Annotated in this window: 13 protein-coding genes; 4 read left to right on the top strand and 9 right to left on the bottom strand. The window is 63.3% G+C overall.

The features are described from left to right. Positions 1-28: 28 nt before the first annotated feature. On the bottom strand, positions 29-1,639 hold the full coding sequence (locus tag AC1DE1_RS09265; RefSeq protein ID WP_477175462.1) for a multicopper oxidase family protein: 1,611 nt from the start codon (positions 1,637-1,639) through the stop codon (positions 29-31). Positions 1,640-1,715: 76 nt separating this feature from the next. After that, positions 1,716-3,419, bottom strand: coding sequence for a phospholipase C (locus tag AC1DE1_RS09260; RefSeq protein ID WP_477179061.1), 1,704 nt, complete (start codon positions 3,417-3,419; stop codon positions 1,716-1,718). Positions 3,420-4,207: 788 nt separating this feature from the next. Between AC1DE1_RS09260 and AC1DE1_RS09255 the strand changes: the two genes are divergently transcribed. Then, a complete protein-coding gene (locus AC1DE1_RS09255) occupies positions 4,208-6,334 on the top strand; it encodes a M13 family metallopeptidase (protein ID WP_441602676.1) in 2,127 nt (708 codons plus the stop codon). A gap of 311 nt (positions 6,335-6,645) precedes the next feature. Here the strand turns inward: AC1DE1_RS09255 and panE are convergent, their stop codons facing one another. Beyond that, a complete protein-coding gene (gene panE / locus AC1DE1_RS09250) occupies positions 6,646-7,575 on the bottom strand; it encodes a 2-dehydropantoate 2-reductase (protein WP_477175460.1) in 930 nt (309 codons plus the stop codon). Positions 7,576-7,880: 305 nt separating this feature from the next. On the opposite strand from panE, the gene AC1DE1_RS09245 reads away from it, so the two are divergent. Continuing rightward, positions 7,881-10,232, top strand: coding sequence for a catecholate siderophore receptor Fiu (locus AC1DE1_RS09245; protein ID WP_477175459.1), 2,352 nt, complete (start codon positions 7,881-7,883; stop codon positions 10,230-10,232). 83 nt (positions 10,233-10,315) lie between these two features. Continuing rightward, a complete protein-coding gene (locus tag AC1DE1_RS09240) occupies positions 10,316-10,993 on the top strand; it encodes a Fe2+-dependent dioxygenase (protein WP_477175458.1) in 678 nt (225 codons plus the stop codon). Positions 10,994-11,020: 27 nt separating this feature from the next. Here AC1DE1_RS09240 and AC1DE1_RS09235 read toward each other — a convergent pair whose 3' ends face one another. The 6 genes from AC1DE1_RS09235 to AC1DE1_RS09210 all read right to left on the bottom strand — a co-directional run bounded on the left by AC1DE1_RS09235 (position 11,021) and on the right by AC1DE1_RS09210 (position 18,205). Beyond that, complete coding sequence (locus AC1DE1_RS09235) at positions 11,021-11,506, bottom strand: type IV pilin protein (protein WP_441602672.1); 486 nt, start codon at positions 11,504-11,506, stop codon at positions 11,021-11,023. An 11-nt stretch (positions 11,507-11,517) separates the two neighbouring features. Further along, positions 11,518-15,435, bottom strand: a complete 3,918-nt coding sequence (locus AC1DE1_RS09230) for a pilus assembly protein (protein ID WP_477175457.1) — start codon at positions 15,433-15,435, stop codon at positions 11,518-11,520. Positions 15,436-15,512: 77 nt separating this feature from the next. Continuing rightward, positions 15,513-16,067, bottom strand: coding sequence for a pilus assembly PilX family protein (locus AC1DE1_RS09225; RefSeq protein WP_441602670.1), 555 nt, complete (start codon positions 16,065-16,067; stop codon positions 15,513-15,515). Positions 16,068-16,116: 49 nt separating this feature from the next. Continuing rightward, entirely contained in the window at positions 16,117-17,127 is a 1,011-nt protein-coding gene (locus AC1DE1_RS09220) for a prepilin-type N-terminal cleavage/methylation domain-containing protein (protein WP_441602669.1), read from the bottom strand. 11 nt (positions 17,128-17,138) lie between these two features. Then, positions 17,139-17,606 carry a type IV pilus modification protein PilV gene (pilV, locus tag AC1DE1_RS09215; RefSeq protein WP_441602668.1) on the bottom strand — a complete coding sequence of 156 codons (468 nt, stop codon included), beginning with the start codon at positions 17,604-17,606 and terminating at the stop codon, positions 17,139-17,141. Positions 17,607-17,671: 65 nt separating this feature from the next. After that, complete coding sequence (locus tag AC1DE1_RS09210; protein WP_441602667.1) at positions 17,672-18,205, bottom strand: GspH/FimT family pseudopilin; 534 nt, start codon at positions 18,203-18,205, stop codon at positions 17,672-17,674. 342 nt (positions 18,206-18,547) lie between these two features. Here AC1DE1_RS09210 and rapA point away from each other — a divergent pair, with 342 nt between their 5' ends. Continuing rightward, a complete protein-coding gene (gene rapA, locus AC1DE1_RS09205) occupies positions 18,548-21,388 on the top strand; it encodes an RNA polymerase-associated protein RapA (protein WP_477175456.1) in 2,841 nt (946 codons plus the stop codon). Positions 21,389-21,444 lie beyond the last annotated feature (56 nt).

Raw genomic sequence — 21,444 nt, 5'->3', positions numbered from 1 at the left:
GCGCACCCTGTGCGCGACTCCCCGACCCTCAGGCCACCACCTCAAACGGCCGCATCATCTCGTTCGATGCATGCTCCAGCAGATGGCAATGCCAGACGTAGCGCCCGGCATAACCCTCGAACGTGATGATGTAGCGCGTCACCATGCCGGGATACACCTGCGCCGTATCTTTCCAACCGGCTTCATGCGCCGGTGGCGGCTGAGCGGGCCCCGTGTAACGTATCGTCTTGGATTCCAGGTACTCATCCACGTCGAATGGGCGACGATCCAAGATCTGAAATCGCACCAGGTGCAGATGGATCGGGTGCGTGTCTTCGGTGAGGTTCACCAGGCTCCAGATTTCGGTGCTGCCCAAACGCGGCTTCTCGCTCACCGGCTCATGCCAATGCTTGCCGTCCAGCAGCATCAACATCGGCGTGGACACGCAATCGGCGTATTCGTCGATGGTCAGCACACGGGTCTGCGTCGCGCTCGTTTCGGCCATGCGGGGCACGTCACGCAGCGTAGACGGTACGCGACTGCTGTCGCTCACTTTGCCCGCGGCCACCTTGAACTGCATCAGCGGCAGCGCATCGTTCATCAGCTCGATCGCCGTGCCATCCATCGAGGCAAAGTCCACGACGAGATCGGCGCGCTCGCCCGGTGCAAGAAACAGGCTCGTCTGCGGTACCGGCGCTGCAAGCAAGCCCTGGTCGCTGCCAATCTGCAGGAAAGGACGCTGGCCGCGCAGGCTCAAGCGGAAGAAGCGCCCGTTCGCCGCATTCAATACGCGGAAGCGATAGCGCCGCGCCTGCACGTCGAGCCGCGGCATCAGCGCACCATTCACCAGCATCGCATTGCCGAACACTTCCGGCACCCACGGCGCATCGCTGATGCCGGAGGTCGGGTAATACAGTTGGCCATCTTCGGTAAGCAGGCGATCGGTCAATACCAGCGGCCATTCGAAATCGCCGCTGGGCAGGCCTAGCGACAACTCATGCTCGTCGCGCAGCAGATACATGCCGAACAAACCGGCATAAAGGTTCAGCCGCTCGATGCCCATGGTGTGGTCGTGATACCACAGCGTGGCCGCATCCTGGCGATTGGGGTACGTCTGGGCGCGCGACTGGCCGGGCACCATCCAGTCGGTGGGATAGCCGTCGTCGGCGGCAGGCACGCGCGCGCCATGCACATGCACCACGCCACGCACTTCCGGCTTATCCGGCTCCGCGCCGCAGACGTGATGATCGATCGGCAGGAAGTGCTTGAGCGGAAGTCGATTGCTCCACTCCACGCGCACCGGGACGCCGCTGCGTGCTTCGATGGTGGGGCCAGGCATGCTGTCGCCATAGGTCCACAGGCGGGTGGGTGGCAGGTCGCGATGCAGGCGCTGTTCGCTTTCGCGCATCGCAATGCGTAGTGCGGTTCCCGCCTTCGGATGCAGCACTTCCGGCCGCGGCAGCGTATCGACGAAGGGTGTCAGCCGCGACGGGTCGAGCAGGCGCGGCACGCTGGCCTGGTCGGCCACGGCATGCTTGCAAAGTCCGCTGCCCTTCGCAGCCGGCATGGCCATGTGCATGGGCGCGCCGAACGCACGCAATGCTCCCGTGCCCGCGAGCAAGCCCATGCCCTGGAGAAATCGACGACGCGAGGGATGCAAGATTCAGCACCTCCGATCAGGAAACGCGAAACGCCCCGGACCATCGTCCGGGGCGTGCCATGCAAGCGTTTAGAGCTTAGCCGTGCTCGTGCCCGTGCGGCAGGCCGGACCACGGCCACGGCTTGGGCTGCTTCACCGGCTGGCCAGTCTGTTCGTCCAGGATCAGGCGACGCTGTTCCGGGAAGGGCTGGTAGAAGTCGAACATCGGCACCAGCGAACCGGCGACGCTGTCGAACGAACCACCACCGAGGCGCTCACCGCGCAGCCAGTTGTCCTCGATGAAGCGCGTTACGGACGACTGATCGGTCAGCGTGTGGTCCACGTGATTGCTGCGTGCCCACGGCGAGATCACCAGCAGCGGCAGGCGCGGACCGAAGCCGCAGCGTCCCTGAACCGGCTGGCCCTTGCTGTTGGTGCCCGGCAGCGTGCCGCGCGCCTTGCACAGGCCCGCGCCATCGAGCGCATCGGACGACGTGCTTGAAGCATTGATGCGCGGGGCGGCCTGATGGTCGTACCAGCCATCGGAGTCGTCATAGGCGATCACCACGGCGGTATCGCGCCAATCGGGCTGCTGCTGCAGGAAGTTGATCACGTGCACGATGAACTGCTGCTCGTCCAGCGGATCCGAATAACCGGCATGACCATCCTGGTAACCCGGCGCCTTGAGGAAGCTCACCGACGGGAAGTTGCCCGCCTGCACGGCCGCGTAGAAATCATTGATGTCGTACTGGTGATTGCCGGCGTCGCCCTGATGGCCGATGGTCTTGACGGACGTGGGGCGCGCATGCGTCGGGTTGGCCGTGCTGGTGTAGTACTGGAACGGCTGGTGATGCGGGATGTAGTCGCTCTCGTTCGCCTGCGTCACCGTCGAGGTGGTCTTGCGCGCGCAGCCGGTGCTGCCATTCGCATTGACCTGGGTGAGGTCAAAACCGCCTTCGAAGAAGCCCCAGGTCAAACCCGCCTGGTTGAGCAGGTCGCCCACGTTCTTGCCGCCGAACTGCACCTGATTGCCTGTGGGCGAAGAACACACGTCGCCGATCGGATCGGCATCGCCGATCAAGGTCAGGCCGCCCTGGCCATCGGCCACTTCATTGCCGGTGCCGTTGAGCGTCTGTGTCACGCCGTTGGTCTGACCCGAGATCAGATTGATCGCGCCCGGCGTGGACGGACCGAACGTGGTGTTGTAGCTGTTGTCGTTCAGCGCAAACGCTTGCGCGTAGTTCCACATGGCGGTGACGGTGTTGCCGTCGTAATAGCCCATCACCTGGCCGGTGCCTTCCTCATCCGGCGTCGCACCCGGCAACGTCTCGCCGGTACCGGTGAACTTCGGGAACAGGTCCATCGCGCCGCCATTGAACGCCTTCTGTTCCGGACCATAGGCGTGATCCTGGTCGGCGGTCGCCGCCTGAGCGCGCGACAGGCGGAACGGATTGATCGCACCCGTGCCATTCGCGCTGTTCGCCTGGTTCGGGTTATGCATGAGCAGCTTGTTGTCGTAACCGTTCACGTGCGGCGTAAACGGACGCGCATAGAACGTCGGCTCACCCTTGCCGTTGGCGGCATACGGGTAGGTGCCAAAGTAATGATCAAAGGAAACGTTCTCCTGGAAGATCACCACCAGGTGCTTGATCGGCGTGGACGTATGGACGTCCCCATCACCGCCGCCATGATGCAGGCTGGCATCGGTGAACGCTTCGGCATGCACGGGAAGTTGGGCGAGGGAAACAGCAGAAAGGCTAAGAACGCACGCGGCAATGCAAACAGCGAGGTTGTTTCGCATGGAGGGCTCCCTACGGTCGCGGTGATGCGCTTCCCCTCAAGCGCGGATGCCACGGACCATAGGCTTGCGAAGTGACAGGCGAATAACAGCGACCATCGTATTTTCATGCGATTTGCGGCGTGTGACTGCAACCGCAGTGAGACTGTCGATTAGAGCTAGATCGCGAGCCTCGGTCTCAACCTTTCAGCATGGCGAGAGAACTTTTGCTCTCAAAAGAATCATGGCCAACAGGCAGCAAAGTCACGCAATGCTTTAAGTCCTCTCCGCTATGGCGCGTTGCGGGGTAGCAGAAACGCATGTCGGACGATCGCCACGCTTCCGAGACCCTCGAGCGCCAGAAGACCGTATCCAACACGACGCTATGAGCTCCTGCCCTTCAGGCCATTTTCTTTGGGTTACCTTTCTTTTGGGCCAGCAAAAGAAAAGTGACTCGGTCGGCGGCAGCCGATCGAAACGCCCGCCGCGTAGGCGGCACGCTGGCCTCAAGGCGACAACCGAGCACCGAGGCTCTGGATGACCAGCCTCCGGCTGTTGAAGAGCCCCTCCGGCGTGGGCCGGGATGAGGGCTTCGTCGGTTGCGGCCGGTCGCCGGGCGCCCCCCTCCTTGCACCAACCCCCTGACCTTTGACACTGTCTCCCCCGTGACTTGCGGCCTAGCCTCAAAAGTCCGAGATACCGTCCGGGTAGCCCTTGGAACCTGTCCCCCATCAGGACAGGCGCCCAGAGCTGCACACAATGGTTACCACCATCGGCTGCCGAACGCGGCCAACGACCCACAGGGGAATTCCATGACCAAACCGTATATGAAGCCCATTGCGCTCGCCGTGAGCCTGGCGCTGTCGCTCAGCGCCTGCGGCAAGCACGACGATGCCGAAAAGGCCCCGGCCGCCAGCAGCACCGCGCCTGCCGCCGCCAGCACTGCCGCGATGGCAGCTGCCGCGCCCAAGAGCGTGTTCGACATCGCCGACCTGGACACCAACATCCAGGCCTGCCAGGACTTCAACGGTTTCGTCAACAGCAAGTGGGTCGCCGCCAACCCGATCCCGAACGACCGCAGCCGTTGGGGCGCGTTCGACAAGCTGGCCGAAGACAGCCTCAATACCCAGCACCAGATTGTCGACGACGCCGCCAAGGGCGCCGCCAACGCGCAGGCTGGCTCCATCGAGCAGAAGATCGGCTACCTGTACGCCTCGGGCATGGACGACGCTGCCATCGAAAAGGCTGGCTTCGACCCGATCAAGCCCAAGCTCGATGCCATTGCCGCGCTGAAGTCCGGCAAGGACGTGGCCAACTACCTCACCCAGAACTTCACCACGGGTGACATGCAGGTGTTCCAGTTCGGCTCCGGCGCGGACTTCAAGGACGCCAAGATGCAGATCGGCTTCACCCAGCAGGCTGGCCTGGGTCTGCCGACCAAGGACTACTACACCGACGCGAAGTACAAGGAAATCCGCGACGCCTACGTCGAGCACATCGTCAAGGTGCTGGAACTGACCGGCGTATCCGAAGCCGATGCGAAGAAGCAGGCCGCCCAGGTGCTCGCGTTCGAAACGCAGCTGGCCGCCGCCTCGCTGGCACCGGTGGAACTGCGTACCCCGGAAAACCAGTACCACTTCGTCACCCTGAAGGAAGCGGACAAGATCACCCCGCACTTCAACTGGGAAGATTTCTTCAAGGCCCAGGGCGTGACCGTCGACAAGGGCTTCTCGCTGTCGCAGCCGAAGTTCTTCGCCCAGTTCGACAAGATGCTGGCCAGCACGCCGGCGGACCAGTGGCAGGCGTACCTGCGCTTCCACACCATCGACGACGCCTCGCCGCTGCTGAGCAAGGCTTTCCAGGACGCCCGCTTCGACTTCTACGGCAAGACCCTGTCCGGCCAGCCGGAGCAGAAGCCGCGCTGGAAGCGCGTGCTCGGCGGCGTCAACGAGTCGATGGGTGAAGCCCTGGGCCAGCTGTACGTGGCCAAGGTGTTCACGCCCGAAGCCAAGCAGCGCGCCGAAGAGCTGGTGACCAACGTGCGCAACGCGCTGAAGGCCCGCATCGAGAACCTCGACTGGATGAGCGCCGAAACCAAGGAAAAGGCGATCGCCAAGTGGAACACCTTCCTGCCCAAGATCGGTTACCCGGAAAAGTGGCGTGACTGGTCGGGCCTGGATCTGAAGCAGGGCGACTACTACGGCAACGTGATGGCCGCCGCCAAGTTCAACTACCAGTACGACCTCAACAAGATCGGCAAGCCGACCGACCGCAAGGAATGGGGCATGACCCCGCAGACGGTCAACGCCTACTACAACCCGACCGACAACACGATCAACTTCCCGGCCGCGATCCTGCAGCCGCCGTTCTTCTATGCCAACGGCGACGACGCGATCAACTACGGCGGCATCGGCGCCGTGATCGGCCATGAAGCCAGCCATGGCTTCGACGACGAAGGCAGCCAGTTCGACGGCGAAGGCAACAACGCCAACTGGTGGACCAAGGAAGACAAGGAGAAGTTCGAGGCCCGCACCGCCAGGCTCGTCGCGCAGTTCAACGACTACGCGCCGATCAAGGACAAGCCGGATGTGCACGTCAACGGCCAGCTGACCCTGGGCGAGAACATCGCCGACCTGGGCGGCCTGAACGTGGCGTACGACGCCCTGCAGGAAGCGCTGAAGAAGAACCCGCAGGAAGCCGCCGCGAAGATCGACGGCTACACCGAAGACCAGCGCTTCTTCCTGAACTGGGCCCGCGTGTGGCGCGGCAGCGTGCGCGAGAAGGAAGCGCTGCTCCGCCTCAACACCGATCCGCATGCACCGGCCTCGCTGCGCGCGATGGGCGCTCCGTCCAACATGGAAGCCTTCGCCACCGCCTACCAGTGCAAGCCGGGCGACACGATGGTGCGTTCGGGCGAGAAGCAGGTGAAGATCTGGTAATGCCTCACCGCTGAGGCTTCGGCATCGGCAACAAGAAAGGGCGCTGCATCATGCAGCGCCCTTTTCTTTTGGACGTCTTTTCCAAATCCCGGGAAACACCTGTGGGAGCGCACCCTGTGCGCGACGCAGCGCCGCGGCGATATCCGTGCATGGGGTTGTCGCGCACAAGTGCGCTCCTACAATGACTGCCGTTTTGCGACCCCATCCCCCTGTAGGAGCGCACTTGTGCGCGACCGCAACCTCGAGCGATGCCGTTGCATGAGGCCGTCGCGCACAGGGTGCACTCCCACAGGAGAGAGGCGACGGCAGCTTTACCTGCCCCGCGCGCGACGCACCTCATACGCCTTCAGATGCGCATACGCTGTCCGCAACATCGGCAACGAATCCGCCGCCGCATCCGAACGCGCCAGCAAATCGCCCACGATGTGATCCGCCTCGATCGCCCCACCCTGCTCCAGGTCGCGCATCATCGAGGCACTAAGGGCAGAGCCTTTCTCAGTAAGCACGCCGCGCGCACGCGCCACCACCGCGTCGCCCGGCGCGCGCCCGTTGTGCTCGGCCACGCTACGGCAGTCTTCCAGCAATTGCAGGATTGCCGGCTCCCCACCGGACGCCGCCATGATGTCGCCCACCGGCGCGCGCATCAGGCACGTGATGCCGGCGAGCGAGGCGAGAAACACCCATTTGTCCCACATGTCCTGCAAGATCGTGGTGCTCAGGCGCGGCTCGAATTTGGCCATGGACATCGAGCCGAGAATGCGTTCGACGCGTTCTGATCGGGCGCCGTCGCGTTCGCCGAAGGTCACGCTGTGCGACTGGTTGAGATGACGCACCGTGCCTTCGGCATCGAGCGTTGCCGCAATCACGCACTGGCCGCCGAGCACGCGCTGCGCACCAAAGCGCGCATCCAGCAGGTCCAGATGCCGCATGCCGTTGAGGACCGGGAGAATCGCAGTTTGCGGCCCCACCGCGGGGGCCATGTCCTCGATTACCTGCGGCAGGTGATAGGCCTTGCAGCTCAGCAGGATCAGGTCATACGTCCCGCGCAGGTCGCCGGCCTGCACCGTCGCCGGATTCGGCAGGCTGACATTGCCCAGGCTGCTGCGTATCACCAGCCCGTGCTCGGCCAGCTGGGCTGCGCGCTTCTCGCGCACCAGGAACGTCACGTCCTGCCCGCTCTCCAGCAGGCGCCCGCCGAAATAGCCTCCGGTAGCGCCCGCGCCAATCACCAGTATCCGCATCGCTCGACTCCTCGCCAACAGGGGGGAGAGGGTACGCCATACCCACGCTCCCGCCCCTTCCACCTTGGTCTGAGGGCCAGAACAGCAAAATTCTTCGCAACTAATTGCAACTCATTCTCATTGCCAATAACATTTAGGAAATGTTTGCCGGCGGGTTCTTACTGGTGATGGACCACCCGATCAGGCAGCAAGGCTCCCAACCCCTGTTTCCCCGACTTATGCCGCCATCGACGCCCGCCGCCGCTACTCGTCGATCCACCCCGGTCACCTTTGGCTGATCGCCCCCTCCATTCGACGAGCTACCCATGGCCCACATAAAGAGCCGCAAGCATCCCGTAACCCGCAACGCCCTGAGTGTTGCGACAGCCACTCTGATGACCGGCCTGGCGATGAGCCATCCTGCCCTGGCTGCGGACACGCCGGCGGATGTCGCCAACGCCACCACCAACACGACCACCTCGCCCACCGGCGCTGCCAACTCGCCCAAGAACCTGCCAGGCGTGTCGGTGGAAGCCTCGGCCGTCAGCGACTACAAGATCGACAACCTCTCCTCGTCCAAGTACACGCAGCCGATCCTCGATACCACCCAGACGGTGACCGTGATCAGCAAGGACCTGTTCCTGCAGCAGGGCGCCACCACGCTGACCGAGGCATTGCGCAACACCCCGGGCGTGGGCACGTTCTACGTCGGCGAGAACGGCACCACCTCCACCGGTGATGCGATCTATATGCGCGGCTTCGATACCTCGGGCAGCATTTTCGTCGACGGCGTGCGCGACCTGGGCACCATCTCGCGCGACATCTTCAACACCGAGTCGGTGGAAGTGATCAAGGGCCCGGCCAGCACCGACAACGGCCGCACCGCGCCCACCGGCGCCATCAACATGGTCAGCAAGCAGCCCGAGCTCGGCAACGGCGTGAGCGCGACCGTCGCTTATGGCAGCGCCGACCAGCGTCGCGCCACCGTCGACTGGAACCAGGTGGTCAGCACCACCTCGGCCTTCCGCCTCAACGTGATGGGCCAGGACTTTGGCGTGCCGGGTCGCGACAAAGTGGAGAACAACCGCTGGGGCGTCGCGCCGAGTTTCGCATTCGGCCTGGGCACGGCTACCCGCGTGTACCTCGACTACATGCACATCAAGCAGAACAACGTGCCCGATGGCGGCGTGCCCACGATCGGCCTGCCCGGCTATTCCAGCCCGGATCCGAAGCGCCCGTTCCTCACCAACGCGCCGGAAGTGGATTCGTCCAACTTCTACGGCACCACGGCGGACCATGACCACGTCGAAGCCGACATGTTCACCGTGCGCATCGAGCACGACATCAACGACCAGATGGTGTTCCACAACACCTTCCGCTGGGGACGCACCGCCGAGGACTATCTGCTGACTTCGTTCATGGGTACCGCAGCCAATCTGCTCACGCCCAATCCGAACGACCCGTCCACGTGGACCATTGCGCGCAGCAACCCGACGTTCAAGCATCAGTCCAACCGCATCATCACCGACCAGGCCAACCTCACCTGGAATTTCCAGACCGGCGCCATCACGCACAATCTCAGCACCGGCATCGAGCTGACGCAGGAAAAAGCCACCACCATCGGCATCGTCCCGCTCAATGGCACGACCTGGCCGGCCGCCAATCTGTACGACCCGAACTGGGACGTGAAGGGCCTGATCTACGGCCAGAACGGCGCTTACACGGATGGCCAGACCGACACCGCCTCCGCCTATGTGTTCGACACGCTGAAGTTCAACGAGCACTGGCAGGTGAACACCGGTGTGCGCATGGACCACTACAACACCGACTACTCCAGCATGGTGGCGTGCGGTGCGAAGAATGGCCCCACCTGCGGCACGCTGCCCACGGGCGCCGTCGTGCCGGGCCTGACCACCAGCGTTGGCGACAACCTGTGGAACTGGAAGCTCGGCGTGCTCTACAAGCCGATGCCCAACGGCTCGTTCTACGCCAACTATGCCGTGTCGGCCGAGCCGCCCGGCGGCAACACGCTGACCTTCAGCAGCTCCACCAACAGTCTGGACAATCCCAACCTCGAGCCCGAGCGTGCACGCACGTATGAAATCGGCACGAAGTGGGAACTGCTCGATGAAAAGATCCTGCTCACCGGTGCGCTCTACCAGACCACGGTAAGCAACGACCTCGTGCAGGATCCGGTCACCCTGCTCTACTACCAGATCGGCAAGAAGCGCGTGCAAGGCGTGGAACTGAGCGCGGTAGGCAAGATCACCGACAACTGGGCGGTGACCGCGGGCTTTACCACCATGAATGCCAGCGTGCTCAGCGGCTCTTCCGTGGCAGCCGATGGTTCGTCCGACCTGGCCTACACGCCGAAGAAGGCCTTCACCAGCTGGACCAGCTACCTGCTGCCGTTCGGTCTCACCATCGGTGGCGGCGCGCGCTACAACGGCCAGATGCAGCGCGGTACCGACAGCGCGATCGGCACGCCGGCGTATACGGAAGCCTATTGGGTGTTCGGCGCGATGGCCTCCTACCCGATCAACAAGCACTTCGACCTGCGCCTCAATCTGTACAACTTGTTCGACAAGGACTATGTCGCGGCGGTCAACAAGAGCGGTTACCGTTACACCCCAGGTACCCCGCGCTCGGCGATGCTGACGGCCAATATCCGGTTCTGATCAGGCACTGCTGATCGAGCGCAACGTGGCCGTCCCGATAGCAGTCGGGGCGGCCACGTCACTCTTTCGAGTCGAGGCACGCCATGCTCTTGCATATCCCGCAGATCCTGGACCAGGCGCAGGTAAGCGCCATCCGGCAAGCCCTCGATCAAGCGACCTGGACCGACGGGCGCGAGACCGTCGGTCCACAAGGCGCCCAGGTGAAACGCAACCTGCAGCTCCCGGATGCCTCGCCCGTACGCGCCGAACTGGCCCGCATCGTGCTCGATGCGCTGGCCCGACATCCGCTTTATCACGCCGCCACGCTGCCGCTGCGCACGCTGCCGCCGCGCTTCAATCGCTATGAAGGCGGCGGACAATACGGTTTCCATGTCGATGGTGCAGTGATGTCCGTGGCTGGCGGCCAACAGCTGCGCAGCGATATCTCCTGCACGCTGTTCCTGGCCGAGCCGGAGGAATACGACGGCGGCGAACTGATCATCAGCGACACCTATGGCGAGCACGAAGTGAAACTGCCCGCCGGCGACATCATCATCTACCCCTCAAGCAGCCTGCACCGGGTGGCGCCCGTCACGCGCGGTGCGCGCATCGCCGCATTCTTCTGGGTGCAGAGCCTGATCCGCGACGACGGCAAGCGCCGCCTGTTGTTTGAGCTGGATGCGTCGATACAGACGCTCACCCGCAGCAACGCCGATCCGCAGGCGCTGCTGCAGCTGACCGGCGTGTATCACAACCTGCTCAGGCAATGGTCCGAGACCTGAAAGGTCTGGACCATTCAAGCGACAGCGTTACCAGCAACCCACCGTGGATGGCAGGCGATTGTTTGCCTGATCCAACGACAAGGTGCCGCACATGGTGTCGCGAGTTTGCTGTGCACCCTTGGGCGCGGCCTGAACGAGAAACGTGGTGGACGTGAGATTGGCGGCCACCAAGGTATAGGTGTAGTTGTTTCCCGTCTGCGACGGCGCCGCACAATCGAGTGTGGGCGGTGAGTTGGGAACGGGGGTCGCCGCGGCACTCTGGTCGTAGCGCAGATTGGTCGTGTAGTACCGCTCCATGTAATTGGCGTACTCCGACAGGCAACCCTCGGCCGCAACCCGGTTCGTCTTGGTCACGGACTTGAGATACGACGGCCACGCGATCGCCGCCAGGATCGCAATGATGGCCACCACGATCATCAATTCGATCAAGGTAAAGCCCGCCTGGCGCAGGAGGCCGGCGCCTGACCTGCGAGCCCCCTTCACGCCGCCGTCCGCCATCAGGCATCGATTCATCGCTGTGTTCCTCATGGGTTGATCAGCTCCTGCCAGGACACGCGGGTGAGGCTGCCGGACGAACCGGATGTCATCAGGCTGGATGTCGTGCCGTTGTCGAAACTCTCGAGCATGTCGCCACCCACGAAAATCGGGTTATTGGGCAGTGACGTGAAGCCCACGCCAGCACTGGCCACTGACGTGCCGTTGGGCAGTTTGATCGTGCCCGCACCATTGCCCAGGAAGAACGGATTAGTGGGGCCGGCGCCGGTAAACGGATTGAGCGCCATCACCCAGCCGCTGCCCGACGGATTGCAGATATCCGTGACCACCGGAATGCGTGTGGTACCCAACAGCAGGTTGCCCTGGAACTGGTTGGGCGTGACCATGCGCTCACCCTGCGCGTTGTAACCCGTCACGTTGCCGCTGCTGTCGGTGGTGGGCTGCTCCAGATCCATATACCAGCCACCCTTGCCCACCAGATCGTTGGCAGCAGCGGTAGACACGGCACGCGCGCCGAGGGTCGGCGGCGTGGCGCTGGAATCGCCATCCACTTCGTAGATGATCGAACGCTGCTTCAGGTCGCTGCGCTTATACGGCAGGGCCGGAATGGCGGGCGTGGTCTGTTGCACGACCTGCGCGATCACGCCATACCACGTCTGCACATTCTTGTTGGAGAGATCGCCCGAGCTCAGATACTCGCCGGTGCCGAAAAACAGCCACACGTTGCCTGTCGTGGGGTCGCGGCCCGCCAACATGCCGGCGGTAATGGGCTGGGCAACGCCGCCGCTGTCAGTCGCGGTAAACACCTTGCTGCCTGCGGTGCTCAGGTCCGCACTGATCGTGGTGACCTGGCTGGTTCCCGTGCCCGTGGTCGTGGTCGCCGTGAGCGGAAAGGACCATACCCGTCCCAACAAGTCACCGGCGTAGGCTTCCGTGCTGAGGCCATTGGCAGGGTTGTCCAGCCACGCCACGGGAGCGGCCAGGCCATTGACGGTTGAGGAGTCAGTGGCGTGAACGCTCAGCGTGCCAGTGTCCAGCTGGAACTCCAGCAGCGATGCCGTGTTGTTGGCACTGTTGTAGCCATTGCCTATCAACACCTGCCAGTTGCCATCGGCCACTTGCGCGATCACCGGCTTGCCGGTCATCTGCCCGATAGCACCGTAGTTGGTCAGGCCGTCGCCGGCGGAACGCTCCCACAGCGGCGTGATGTTGGCGGGGTCGGTAACATCGATCGCATAGACGACCTCCGTCGGTCCGCGCCCCGAAGAGCCAACCAGGATGGTGTGCCAGGACGAACCATTGATCTTGGTCAACGACGGCAGGTACGCGTCGGCAATCGTCAACTCGCCGTCGTTGTAGTACTGGTGCGGAACACCGGCGGCGACGTTGCCATAGCTGGCGCTGGCCAGGTTTGCCAATCCGCCCGTGATCACTGCACCAGGCAGATAGGCAAAGACTTCGGAGCCGGTGCTGGCGTTGAACGCGTGCATCATGCCGTCGTTGGCAGCGACAAACACCAGCGGCGTGCGCTTGGACGCGGCGCTGGCAACGGCAGTGCCACTGCCATTGATGCTGCCGACGGCCCAGCTCTGGAAACTGTCCGTGCTGGTGCCCGTGGCGTTGATGCCCGTGAACGTCTGGTTCTGAAATTCGTTCGGGTTGGGCGCGCCGGAATACACCGGCTGAGAGTCCACGATATCGCCCAGCGGCGTGTCACGCGTGCGGTACGTGCCGGCTACTTCCAGTGTGTTGTCGCCACGCAGATAGTTGACCAGCGCCATTTGAGCGGTGGTTGCCGCTGTCCCGGTATTTCCACCGCTCAGTGCCGTCAGCTGGGCGCTGGAGAGCGCCGGCGGTGCGGAGGCCGTGTTGATGAACGGCACGAACTGCGAACCTGCCGCTGCCGTGGGGTTATAGGTGACGATATTGCGGCTGGGATACGTGGAGGTGGTGACCCCGCCCGTGGTGCTGACGGTAGCGCTCTTCACCAGCATGTTCGCTGCGGACCACGTCGCCGACGTACTGATTGCGCCCGTCGACGAGTTGATCGTAAACGCCTGCAGGTCACCCTTCCATTTGGCGGTGGTGTAGGTGGCCTGATAGGCCACCGTACCGGTAGTCAACTGGGTGGAGTTGGCCGACAGGCTGGCGCCCGAGCCTGTGCGCTGGGACGCGCGGTTCAGTGCATCGGTCAGGCCGCTGGTGAATGACTGCGGACTGGTGGCGGAATAAAAACCGCCATGGCCGTTGACCGCCGCGTGCGCCAGGTCGGCAATGTTGTAGATCGAGTTGGAAGCCGGCGTGGGCCAGCTGAAATTGCTGATGCTCGAATTGGGAACACCATTGGCCCAATTGAAGATGCCACTGATCGTCGCCGTCGACGGGCTGATGCCGACGGGCGTGAAACCCAACCCCATGGTAAAGGTGGTCATGTGCTGCCAGAAGGCGGGGTCAGCCGAATTGGTCGGCACCGAATTGGGCACACTCGTCTGCAGATCGGTGATCCAGTACTTCATGGCCACGTCGGCCAGCGTGTTGCTGTTGCCGTCCTTGTAAGGAGCCGCGGGCGTATACGTGTAGCTCAGGCCGTTGGGGCCAGTGCGTGTCGCGCTGGTGTTATCCACGTTGCCGGTGGTGCTGATATTGCTGGTGCTGTCGTTCCAGAAGCCGTCGGTGGTGAGGATGGTGTATGACTGGCGGCATGCGATCGTTGTGCTGGAACCCTGCGCGGAGGCAGGATCGGTGGACATCGTCGTCCATGGCTGCGAGGTCTGGTAATACTGACCTACCTGATCCAGCGCCTGGCGCAACGGCGTGCCGTTGCTCGCACTTTCTCCGGCAATCCAGTTCCAGAAATTGACCTTCTGGTCGGTGGATTTGCTGCCATCGCCAAAGGGCGCCACGTTGGCAATGTAATTGGTATCGCTATTGTAGTTGTCGGTGTAGGAATACTTGGACGACGGAAGCCCACTGCTGTTGTTGCCGTCGATCGAACCAAAGCCGACACGATAGTTTTTGTCGAGCGAGGAGAACGCGAGCATCAGGCCGCTTTTGGCCATCAGGATGCGCGTGTGATAGTAGGCGAACCAGTTGGCGATGTTCGTGCCCGCGGCGATACCCTTGGGCGCCGCCACGCCAGTGGTGTCGGTGGCAGGCACACAGTTCGTGTCGCCCGTCGCGCAAGTCGATGCAGCCACGAACTGGGTGGTATACGGCCCAGCGCCACCGTTGGAATCCGTCGAATACTGGAAATAGCTCAGGTAATAGTTGAACGTACAGAGCTGCGTGCTGCTGCTGTAGTTGAAGGATTTGCCGTCGTTATTGGCAGCGTTATAGGCGTTTTTGCACTTGGTATTGGAACTGAGCGTCTGGCTAAACGCCACCGTGTGCGTGCCCAGCCCCGAATAGCTGAGCGACCCGAAGTTGTTTTGACCTTCGCCGCGGATGTCCTTGTTCGAATAGTTGGTCAGGTTAGCGTTCGAGCTGCTTCCACTGAATCCGTCGATCGGCACGGCGGTGATATCGGTGTAGCTGGTGTAGCTGGAACCGTCGACCTTGACTGGAACGGTGTAGGTTACGGTGGGGTTGTAATAGACGCCGTTGTTGTTCGAGTCGATCAGCGCGGCGTTGTTGAACGCTGTCACACTGTCGGTACCATTGCCACTTGGCGTAGTGCCATTGGTCGTACCGCTGCAGGTCACGCCGTTCAAATAACAGGCATCGGGCATGTAATCCCACGCCATCGAGCCTGAGTCATCGAGCATCAGCACGATATTCGGAGGAATGGTGGGCTGCAGTGTCACTGGCTGCTGATCGATCGTCACCGTTGTGGTGGCGGCTTGCGCTGGCGTGTAGACGGCGCCAAGCAACCACACGGCCAGCGCCATGCCCAGCAAACGGCAGGCGCCCTGCTTGAAACGATGCGTCGGTCGTGTTGGCGTATTCATCGCGTTTCCATCGTGGAATGGAGTGTCTTGGCCAGAATGGCGAGGCAGGTGCTGCATGGACGGAGAAATCGACATGATCAGCCCTGTTTGACGATGGCTTGCAAGGTGACAACGGCACGGTCACCCACCACGGCGGGATTGCCGCTGCGCGCAGTGATGCGATAGAACACCACCGAACTGGAGCAACCCTGCGCGCCGTAATTGCGGCAATTGGCCGTCTGCCCACTACCCGTATTGCTGCTCTGGTCAACCCAGTTGCCCATGTTTTCCACCACGTATTCCGGCTGGCTCGCGGCCGTCGCGCTGGCGGTATAGGCGCCTGTTCCGGTGCCCGTGGCCACCGGATTGATATTGGCGGTGGTCAGCGTGGGATCGTTGAACGGATTGGGCAGGCAGGTCACGCCACCGGCCTGGCAGTTGTGCCAGATCAGCGTGGGTTGGGTGGGAATCAGCGCCGACGCCTCGCGTATTGCCGCTTCGGCGCTCTGGAACGCCACCTGGCGATCGTAAAGATTCGCCGCCATCCGCTGCTGCATGATGGTGCCGCGAACAGCCGCCAGGCCCACCAGGGTGATGAGTATCAACAGAATCATCGCCACCACCAGGGCAACACCGCGCTGGGACGATTTCATGGGTTCGCCGCGTGCGGCGCGATGTCGGAATGTGTTGGCCATCGTCATGTCACGGCACTCGATTGCGCAGTGTGGTGGTGCTGGTAAACGAACGCACCAGCGGCTTGCCGTCGACACCGGCAAGCTTGTTCGTACTTGCCAGCGTGAGCTGGACTTGCACGGCCGTTACCTGCGGCCAGTTGGTGACGCTGGCGGCCGTGCCAAATGCCGCATTGCCCAACGGCAAATAGCTGATCTTCAGCGCGGTGACATTGCGCACCATTTCCTGGGCGGTAGCCGTGGTGCCGGTGGCGCTGGAAATGGCAGTCAGGCGATAAAGCGACGTCGTGCCAGCCGGGTTGTTGCCCAGATACCAGACCGACCCGCTGAGCAAGGCCATCCTGGCGTTGGCGAGGAAGGTGTACGCATTGGCGGTGCCGCAGCTGGTCGGATAGCCAAGGCCCAGCGAGCAATTGCCCGGAGGAATCGCCGAGCCGCTGTTGTGGGTCACCACCGTGCCACCGGCAGCATAAGAATCGACCTGCATGATGGTGGAGTGGTCGAAATCGCAGACCATGATCAGACTGCCGGTCGTCAACAACGTGCTGGCGGCATTGATATTGATGTTGGCTGCACTGCTTGGCGTCACCGCCGAAACCACGACATCCAGGTTGGTGCTGCCAAGCGTGTGCACCGAGCTGGTAGCCGCCACCGGCGAAGTCGCGCCACTGGTGGGGAGCGTGCTCAATGCCGGGTCCTTGCTGGCATCGTCATACCCCAACAGGGTGTTGCTCCAGTCGGCGTACCACGGGATAGGCGCGTTGATCACGTTGGCGATGCGGCCGCTGCTTCCGTCACACCCCGTGTAACCGGCGCTGCGCACGTCGCGGGAAAGCAGCTCGAACGCGATGCGCGACGCATCCTGCACTTCGCCCAGCGCATCGTTCGTACGGTAAGTCTGCTGACCCGCCAAAAACACGCTGGTCACGCCGCCGATGACAATCAGCCCCAACAACATGGCCACCATCAGCTCGATCAAGGTGAAGCCAGCGGCTCGCCTGCGCGTTCGAGTGCGGCGCATGGAATACTCACTCATAGCAGGGCCTGCGTGACAACTTGTTGGGTGGATGTGCCGCTAAGGCCGGCACGGCTGTCATCAAACTGGATGGTGACGGTGCAGTTGGCGGAATTCGTGCCGCTGGCGGGCGTGCAGGCAATCGTGCCAATGGTGTTGGCGGTGGCGCCGAGGTCGGCGCCAAGATGCGTGCACCACTGGTTGATCTGCACACTGGAGAGGCTCGAGCCGGCCGCGGGACAAGCATTGCCCTTCCAGGTGCCGTTGTAGCCGTTGGCCACCGCGGTATTGATGTCGGCACGCATCGAATCGAGGATCGTATAGCTCTCGATGGTGGCCATGCTGCGCGCCATGGCGCTGTTGTTGGTGGACAGCGACTTGGCCTGCAGGGCCGCAATGCCGAGAAAACCGATGGAAAGGATCAGCACCGCCACCAGCACTTCGATCAGGCCGGCGCCCGACTGCGCCCTTGCGCGTGAAGGCATGCGCACCCGCTCAGATCGACTTGATGCAGCCGGCCGGCCGCACATACTCAGAATGAGATTGCTCATCACGGACATGTCCCCGTGTAAGACGTCACCGCCATGATCGAACCGGTCGACATCGTGATCTTCTGATGATTGTCGGCGCTCGTCGCCGTGGTGCAGATATCGGCTACCGTGCCGCCGTAGGGAGCGGTGGCACCCACTGCCTTGGCGAAGCCCGTACCGGAGAAGCGCAGGGCCGTCACGCTGCCGCTGAGCTGGATTGGCCACACGATGCCGGGCAGGCTGGCACGCACTTGCGTGGTGTTGGTCCCGCTGGTCAGCAGATAGATCGCGCCCACCTGCGTACCGCAGGCCGATCCCAAGGTGTCGGTGGTGTTGTTGGCGGCAGAATCGCTGCAGAACGCAATACTGCTGTTGCGCTTGACCGCCTCCATGCGCGCGACATTCACCGCCGCGATGATTTCATTGGTGGTGGTGGTGAGCCGGTTGGTCGCGATGATCCGGGTGAAGCTGGGCACGGCGATCGAGATCAAGATGACGGCCACGACCATGGTGATCACCAGCTCCACCAGGGTGAAGCCCTGCTCGCTGCGCACGGGCGCCCGCCTGCACGGCACAGGCCGTCGCTTGGCAAGCTTGCCAAATTCCAATCGATTCACGTTGCCCCCTACCCCTGGAACCATCAACGGTGCACTCCGTTGACGAATGGCCGGTACGAGAACACCCGACCCGCATGGGCGCACTGTACTCACGAGTTTTGAGGTAACCAGCCAGCAGCCGACGATTGGGGGCATCTTTCCGATAAACGGTCGGCAGCCGCCGCGCATTGGTGACGGCCGTCACTGCGCCATCGAGCAGCAGCCGACGGTTTCGCTAGGCATCGACAACCACTGAGCGGATAATTGGCGGTCCTTGCAACTGGCAGGCCCCTCTCCCTGATGTTTGTTCCCGGTCAACGTTGGATCTCCACCGCCGAGCCCGAGCTTGGCCTCGGCACTGTGCTGCGCGTCGAAGGGCGTGGTGTGCAGGTATTGTTCGCCAAGGCGGGGGTGCTGCGGCCTTACGCGGTCGACTCGGCGCCACTGGTGCGCGCGGAATTCCGCCCTGGCCAGCGCGTGGCCGGCAAGGGCCTGGCCTTTCTGGTTGAACGGGTGGAGATACGTGAAGACCTGCTGGTCTATCGCGGCGAAGGCCGTGAGCTGGAGGAAGGCCAGCTCGACGACGAACAAAGCGTCAGCCAGGCCGATGATCGCCTGATCGGTGGTCGTACCGACCCCGTAGCCCATTTTGAGCTGCGCCTGGAAGGCCTCAAGCGCCGTGCCGAGGCGCGCCGCTCGCCGGCATGGGGCCTGGCCGCCTCGCGCATCGGGCTGGTGCCACATCAGTTGCGTGTGGCGGGCATTGCCTCCTCGCGCCGCCCTCCCCGCGTCTTGCTCGCGGATGAGGTCGGCCTGGGCAAGACGATCGAGGCGGGCATGATTATTGCCCGTCAGCTGGCCACCGGGCGCGCTGGCCGCGTGCTGATCCTGCTGCCCGACACGCTGGTCTACCAGTGGTTCGTGGAACTGCTGCGCCGCTTCAACCTCAGCTTCGCCATTTACGACGAAGAGCGTTGCGAGTCGCTGGAACAGGGCGGCGACACCGCCAATCCCTTCGAAGACGAGCAGCTCGTCATCGCCGACTTCAGTTTCCTGGAGCAATCGCCCAAGCGCGCCCAGCAGCTGCTGGAAGCCAGCTGGGACCTGCTGGTGGTGGACGAGGCCCATCACCTGGCCTGGTCGCCCGAAGCCGCCAGCCCGCGCTATACCTTGGTAGATCAGCTCGCCGCGGCCACGCCGGGCGTGATCCTGCTCACCGCGACGCCGGAACAACTGGGCCGCAGCGGCCATTTCGCCCGCTTGCGCCTGCTCGATCCGCAGCGCTATCACGATCTGGACGTCTATCTGTCCGAGTCGGATAAATTCCACAGCTTGTCGAAAGTGGCCGACCGCCTGCTCGACGGCAAGGCGCTCGACGAGGCGCAACTGGCCGCGCTGCGCGAGACCTTTGCGGGCGACGATGCCCTGCAGGCCCGCCTGGCCGATACGACCAAGCCGGAGCATGCACGCGAAATCCTCGCCGCGCTGATCGACCGCCACGGCACCGGCCGCGCCATGTTCCGCAATCGTCGCGCCAGCATCGGCGGTTTTCCCAAGCGCGCGCCGGTATGGCACCTGATCGACAAGGACACGCTGAGCGACGACGCGCGCCAGGCCTTGCTGGGCGAATTCCACGCCGACATCCAGCAACCCTCGCCAGTCATCGAGATCGACTACGGCAACGATCCGCGCATCGACGCGCTGGTCGCCCTGCTCGACGCGCATCCGCAGGACAAGTTCCTGCTGATCTGCCGCAGCCAGGCCAAGGTGCTCGCGCTGGAAGAAGCGCTGCGCACCAAGAGTGGCGTGGGCCTGGCCCGCTTCCATGAAGGCCTGGGCATCGTGCAGCGCGACCGCAACGCGGCGTATTTCGCGCAGCCCGACGGTGCGCGCCTGCTGCTGTGCTCGGAGATTGGTTCGGAGGGCCGCAACTTCCAGTTCGCCCATCGCCTGGTGCTGTGGGATCTGCCGCTGGATCCGGACCTGCTGGAACAGCGCATCGGCCGCCTCGATCGCATCGGACAGAAGCACGACATCAGCATCCATGTACTCGCTGTCGCCGACAGCGCGCAGCACGTGCTGGCCCGCTGGTATGACGAGGGCGTGGATGCGTTCCGTACCAGTCCCGCCGATGGCCGCGAGCTGCTGCGCCGTTTTGGCGACTCGCTCGCCCGTCTCGCCAGCGAGCACGCGCGCGGCGATGACAATCGCGACCAGGAACTCGAGGTGCTGCTGGCGGAAACACGTGGCGCACACGAGGAAATGGCGGAGCTGATCCGCGATGGCCGCGATCACCTGTTGGAACTCGCTGCCAGCCGCGACCTGCATGCCGATGAACTGGCGCAGGCATTTACCCGCGAAGACAACGACCCGAGCCGCGACGCCTTCATCCAGAGTCTGCTCGAGCGCTTCGGCATTCACGCCGAAGAACTGGGCGGCAAGGTCATGCTGCTCGATCCGCAATACCTCTCCACCGACGCCCTGCCCGGCTTCGCCGAAGGCCCGCAGGCGGTGACGTTCGCCCGTGAGGTGGCGCTCGCGCGCGAAGAGCTGCCGCTGCTGCGGCTGGATCATCCGATGGTGTTGGGCGCACTCGACCTGACGCTATCCAACGAGCAAGGCAATGCGGCCTTCCTGGTGGACGATGCCTTGCCGGTACGCAGCGCGTTGTTGCAGGCGGTATTTCTTATCGAATGCGTCGCCGACCGCAAGCTGGACGCCGAACGCTTCCTGCCGCCGCAGCCGATCGTGGTGACCATCGATACGCGCCTCATCGAGCGAGCGGATTTCCGCCCGAGCGACATCGGCCTGCGCAAGGCGGCGGACCGCAGCATCGAAGTGGCTCGCTACCGCAAGTTCCTCGCCAAACTGGTGCCGCCGATGCTGGAGAAGGCGGAGGCCATCGCGGCCGAGCGTGCCAAGGCGAATGTGGATGAAGCCGTGGCCTTGGCCACCGACACGCTGGATGCCGAACTCTCGCGCCTGCTCGCGTTGCGTGCCGTGAATCCCGCCATCAGCGAGGCTGAAATCGCCGCCGTTGCGGATGAGCGCACCGCCTTGCTGCAGGCGCTGCCGGGGGCGCGTCTTCGACTCGACGCGGTGCGCTTTGTGGTGAGTCCGGACTTCCTCGCCCTGCGCTAACGCGAGGCGAGGAACATCGCATCGCGGCATTTCTGCCGCCCTGCAGCGCCTGCTGC

The sequence above is a fragment of the Dyella sp. 05T440 genome (genome assembly GCF_056395965.1).
The sequence above is the reverse complement of the archived record's forward strand: the minus strand, read 5'-3'. Positions and strand labels throughout refer to the sequence as shown.

What these genes read in the sequence shown, in the direction of transcription:
- AC1DE1_RS09220 (WP_441602669.1), bottom strand. Translation starts at nt 17,127, where the DNA reads ATGCGCCGCACTCGAACGCGCAGGCGAGCCGCTGGCTTCACCTTGATC.
- AC1DE1_RS09240 (WP_477175458.1), top strand. Translation starts at nt 10,316, where the DNA reads ATGCTCTTGCATATCCCGCAGATCCTGGACCAGGCGCAGGTAAGCGCC.
- AC1DE1_RS09225 (WP_441602670.1), bottom strand. Translation starts at nt 16,067, where the DNA reads ATGAAATCGTCCCAGCGCGGTGTTGCCCTGGTGGTGGCGATGATTCTG.
- AC1DE1_RS09230 (WP_477175457.1), bottom strand. Translation starts at nt 15,435, where the DNA reads ATGAATACGCCAACACGACCGACGCATCGTTTCAAGCAGGGCGCCTGC.
- panE (WP_477175460.1), bottom strand. Translation starts at nt 7,575, where the DNA reads ATGCGGATACTGGTGATTGGCGCGGGCGCTACCGGAGGCTATTTCGGC.
- AC1DE1_RS09245 (WP_477175459.1), top strand. Translation starts at nt 7,881, where the DNA reads ATGGCCCACATAAAGAGCCGCAAGCATCCCGTAACCCGCAACGCCCTG.
- rapA (WP_477175456.1), top strand. Translation starts at nt 18,548, where the DNA reads ATGTTTGTTCCCGGTCAACGTTGGATCTCCACCGCCGAGCCCGAGCTT.
- AC1DE1_RS09255 (WP_441602676.1), top strand. Translation starts at nt 4,208, where the DNA reads ATGACCAAACCGTATATGAAGCCCATTGCGCTCGCCGTGAGCCTGGCG.
- AC1DE1_RS09235 (WP_441602672.1), bottom strand. Translation starts at nt 11,506, where the DNA reads ATGAATCGATGCCTGATGGCGGACGGCGGCGTGAAGGGGGCTCGCAGG.
- pilV (WP_441602668.1), bottom strand. Translation starts at nt 17,606, where the DNA reads ATGCCTTCACGCGCAAGGGCGCAGTCGGGCGCCGGCCTGATCGAAGTG.
- AC1DE1_RS09260 (WP_477179061.1), bottom strand. Translation starts at nt 3,419, where the DNA reads ATGCGAAACAACCTCGCTGTTTGCATTGCCGCGTGCGTTCTTAGCCTT.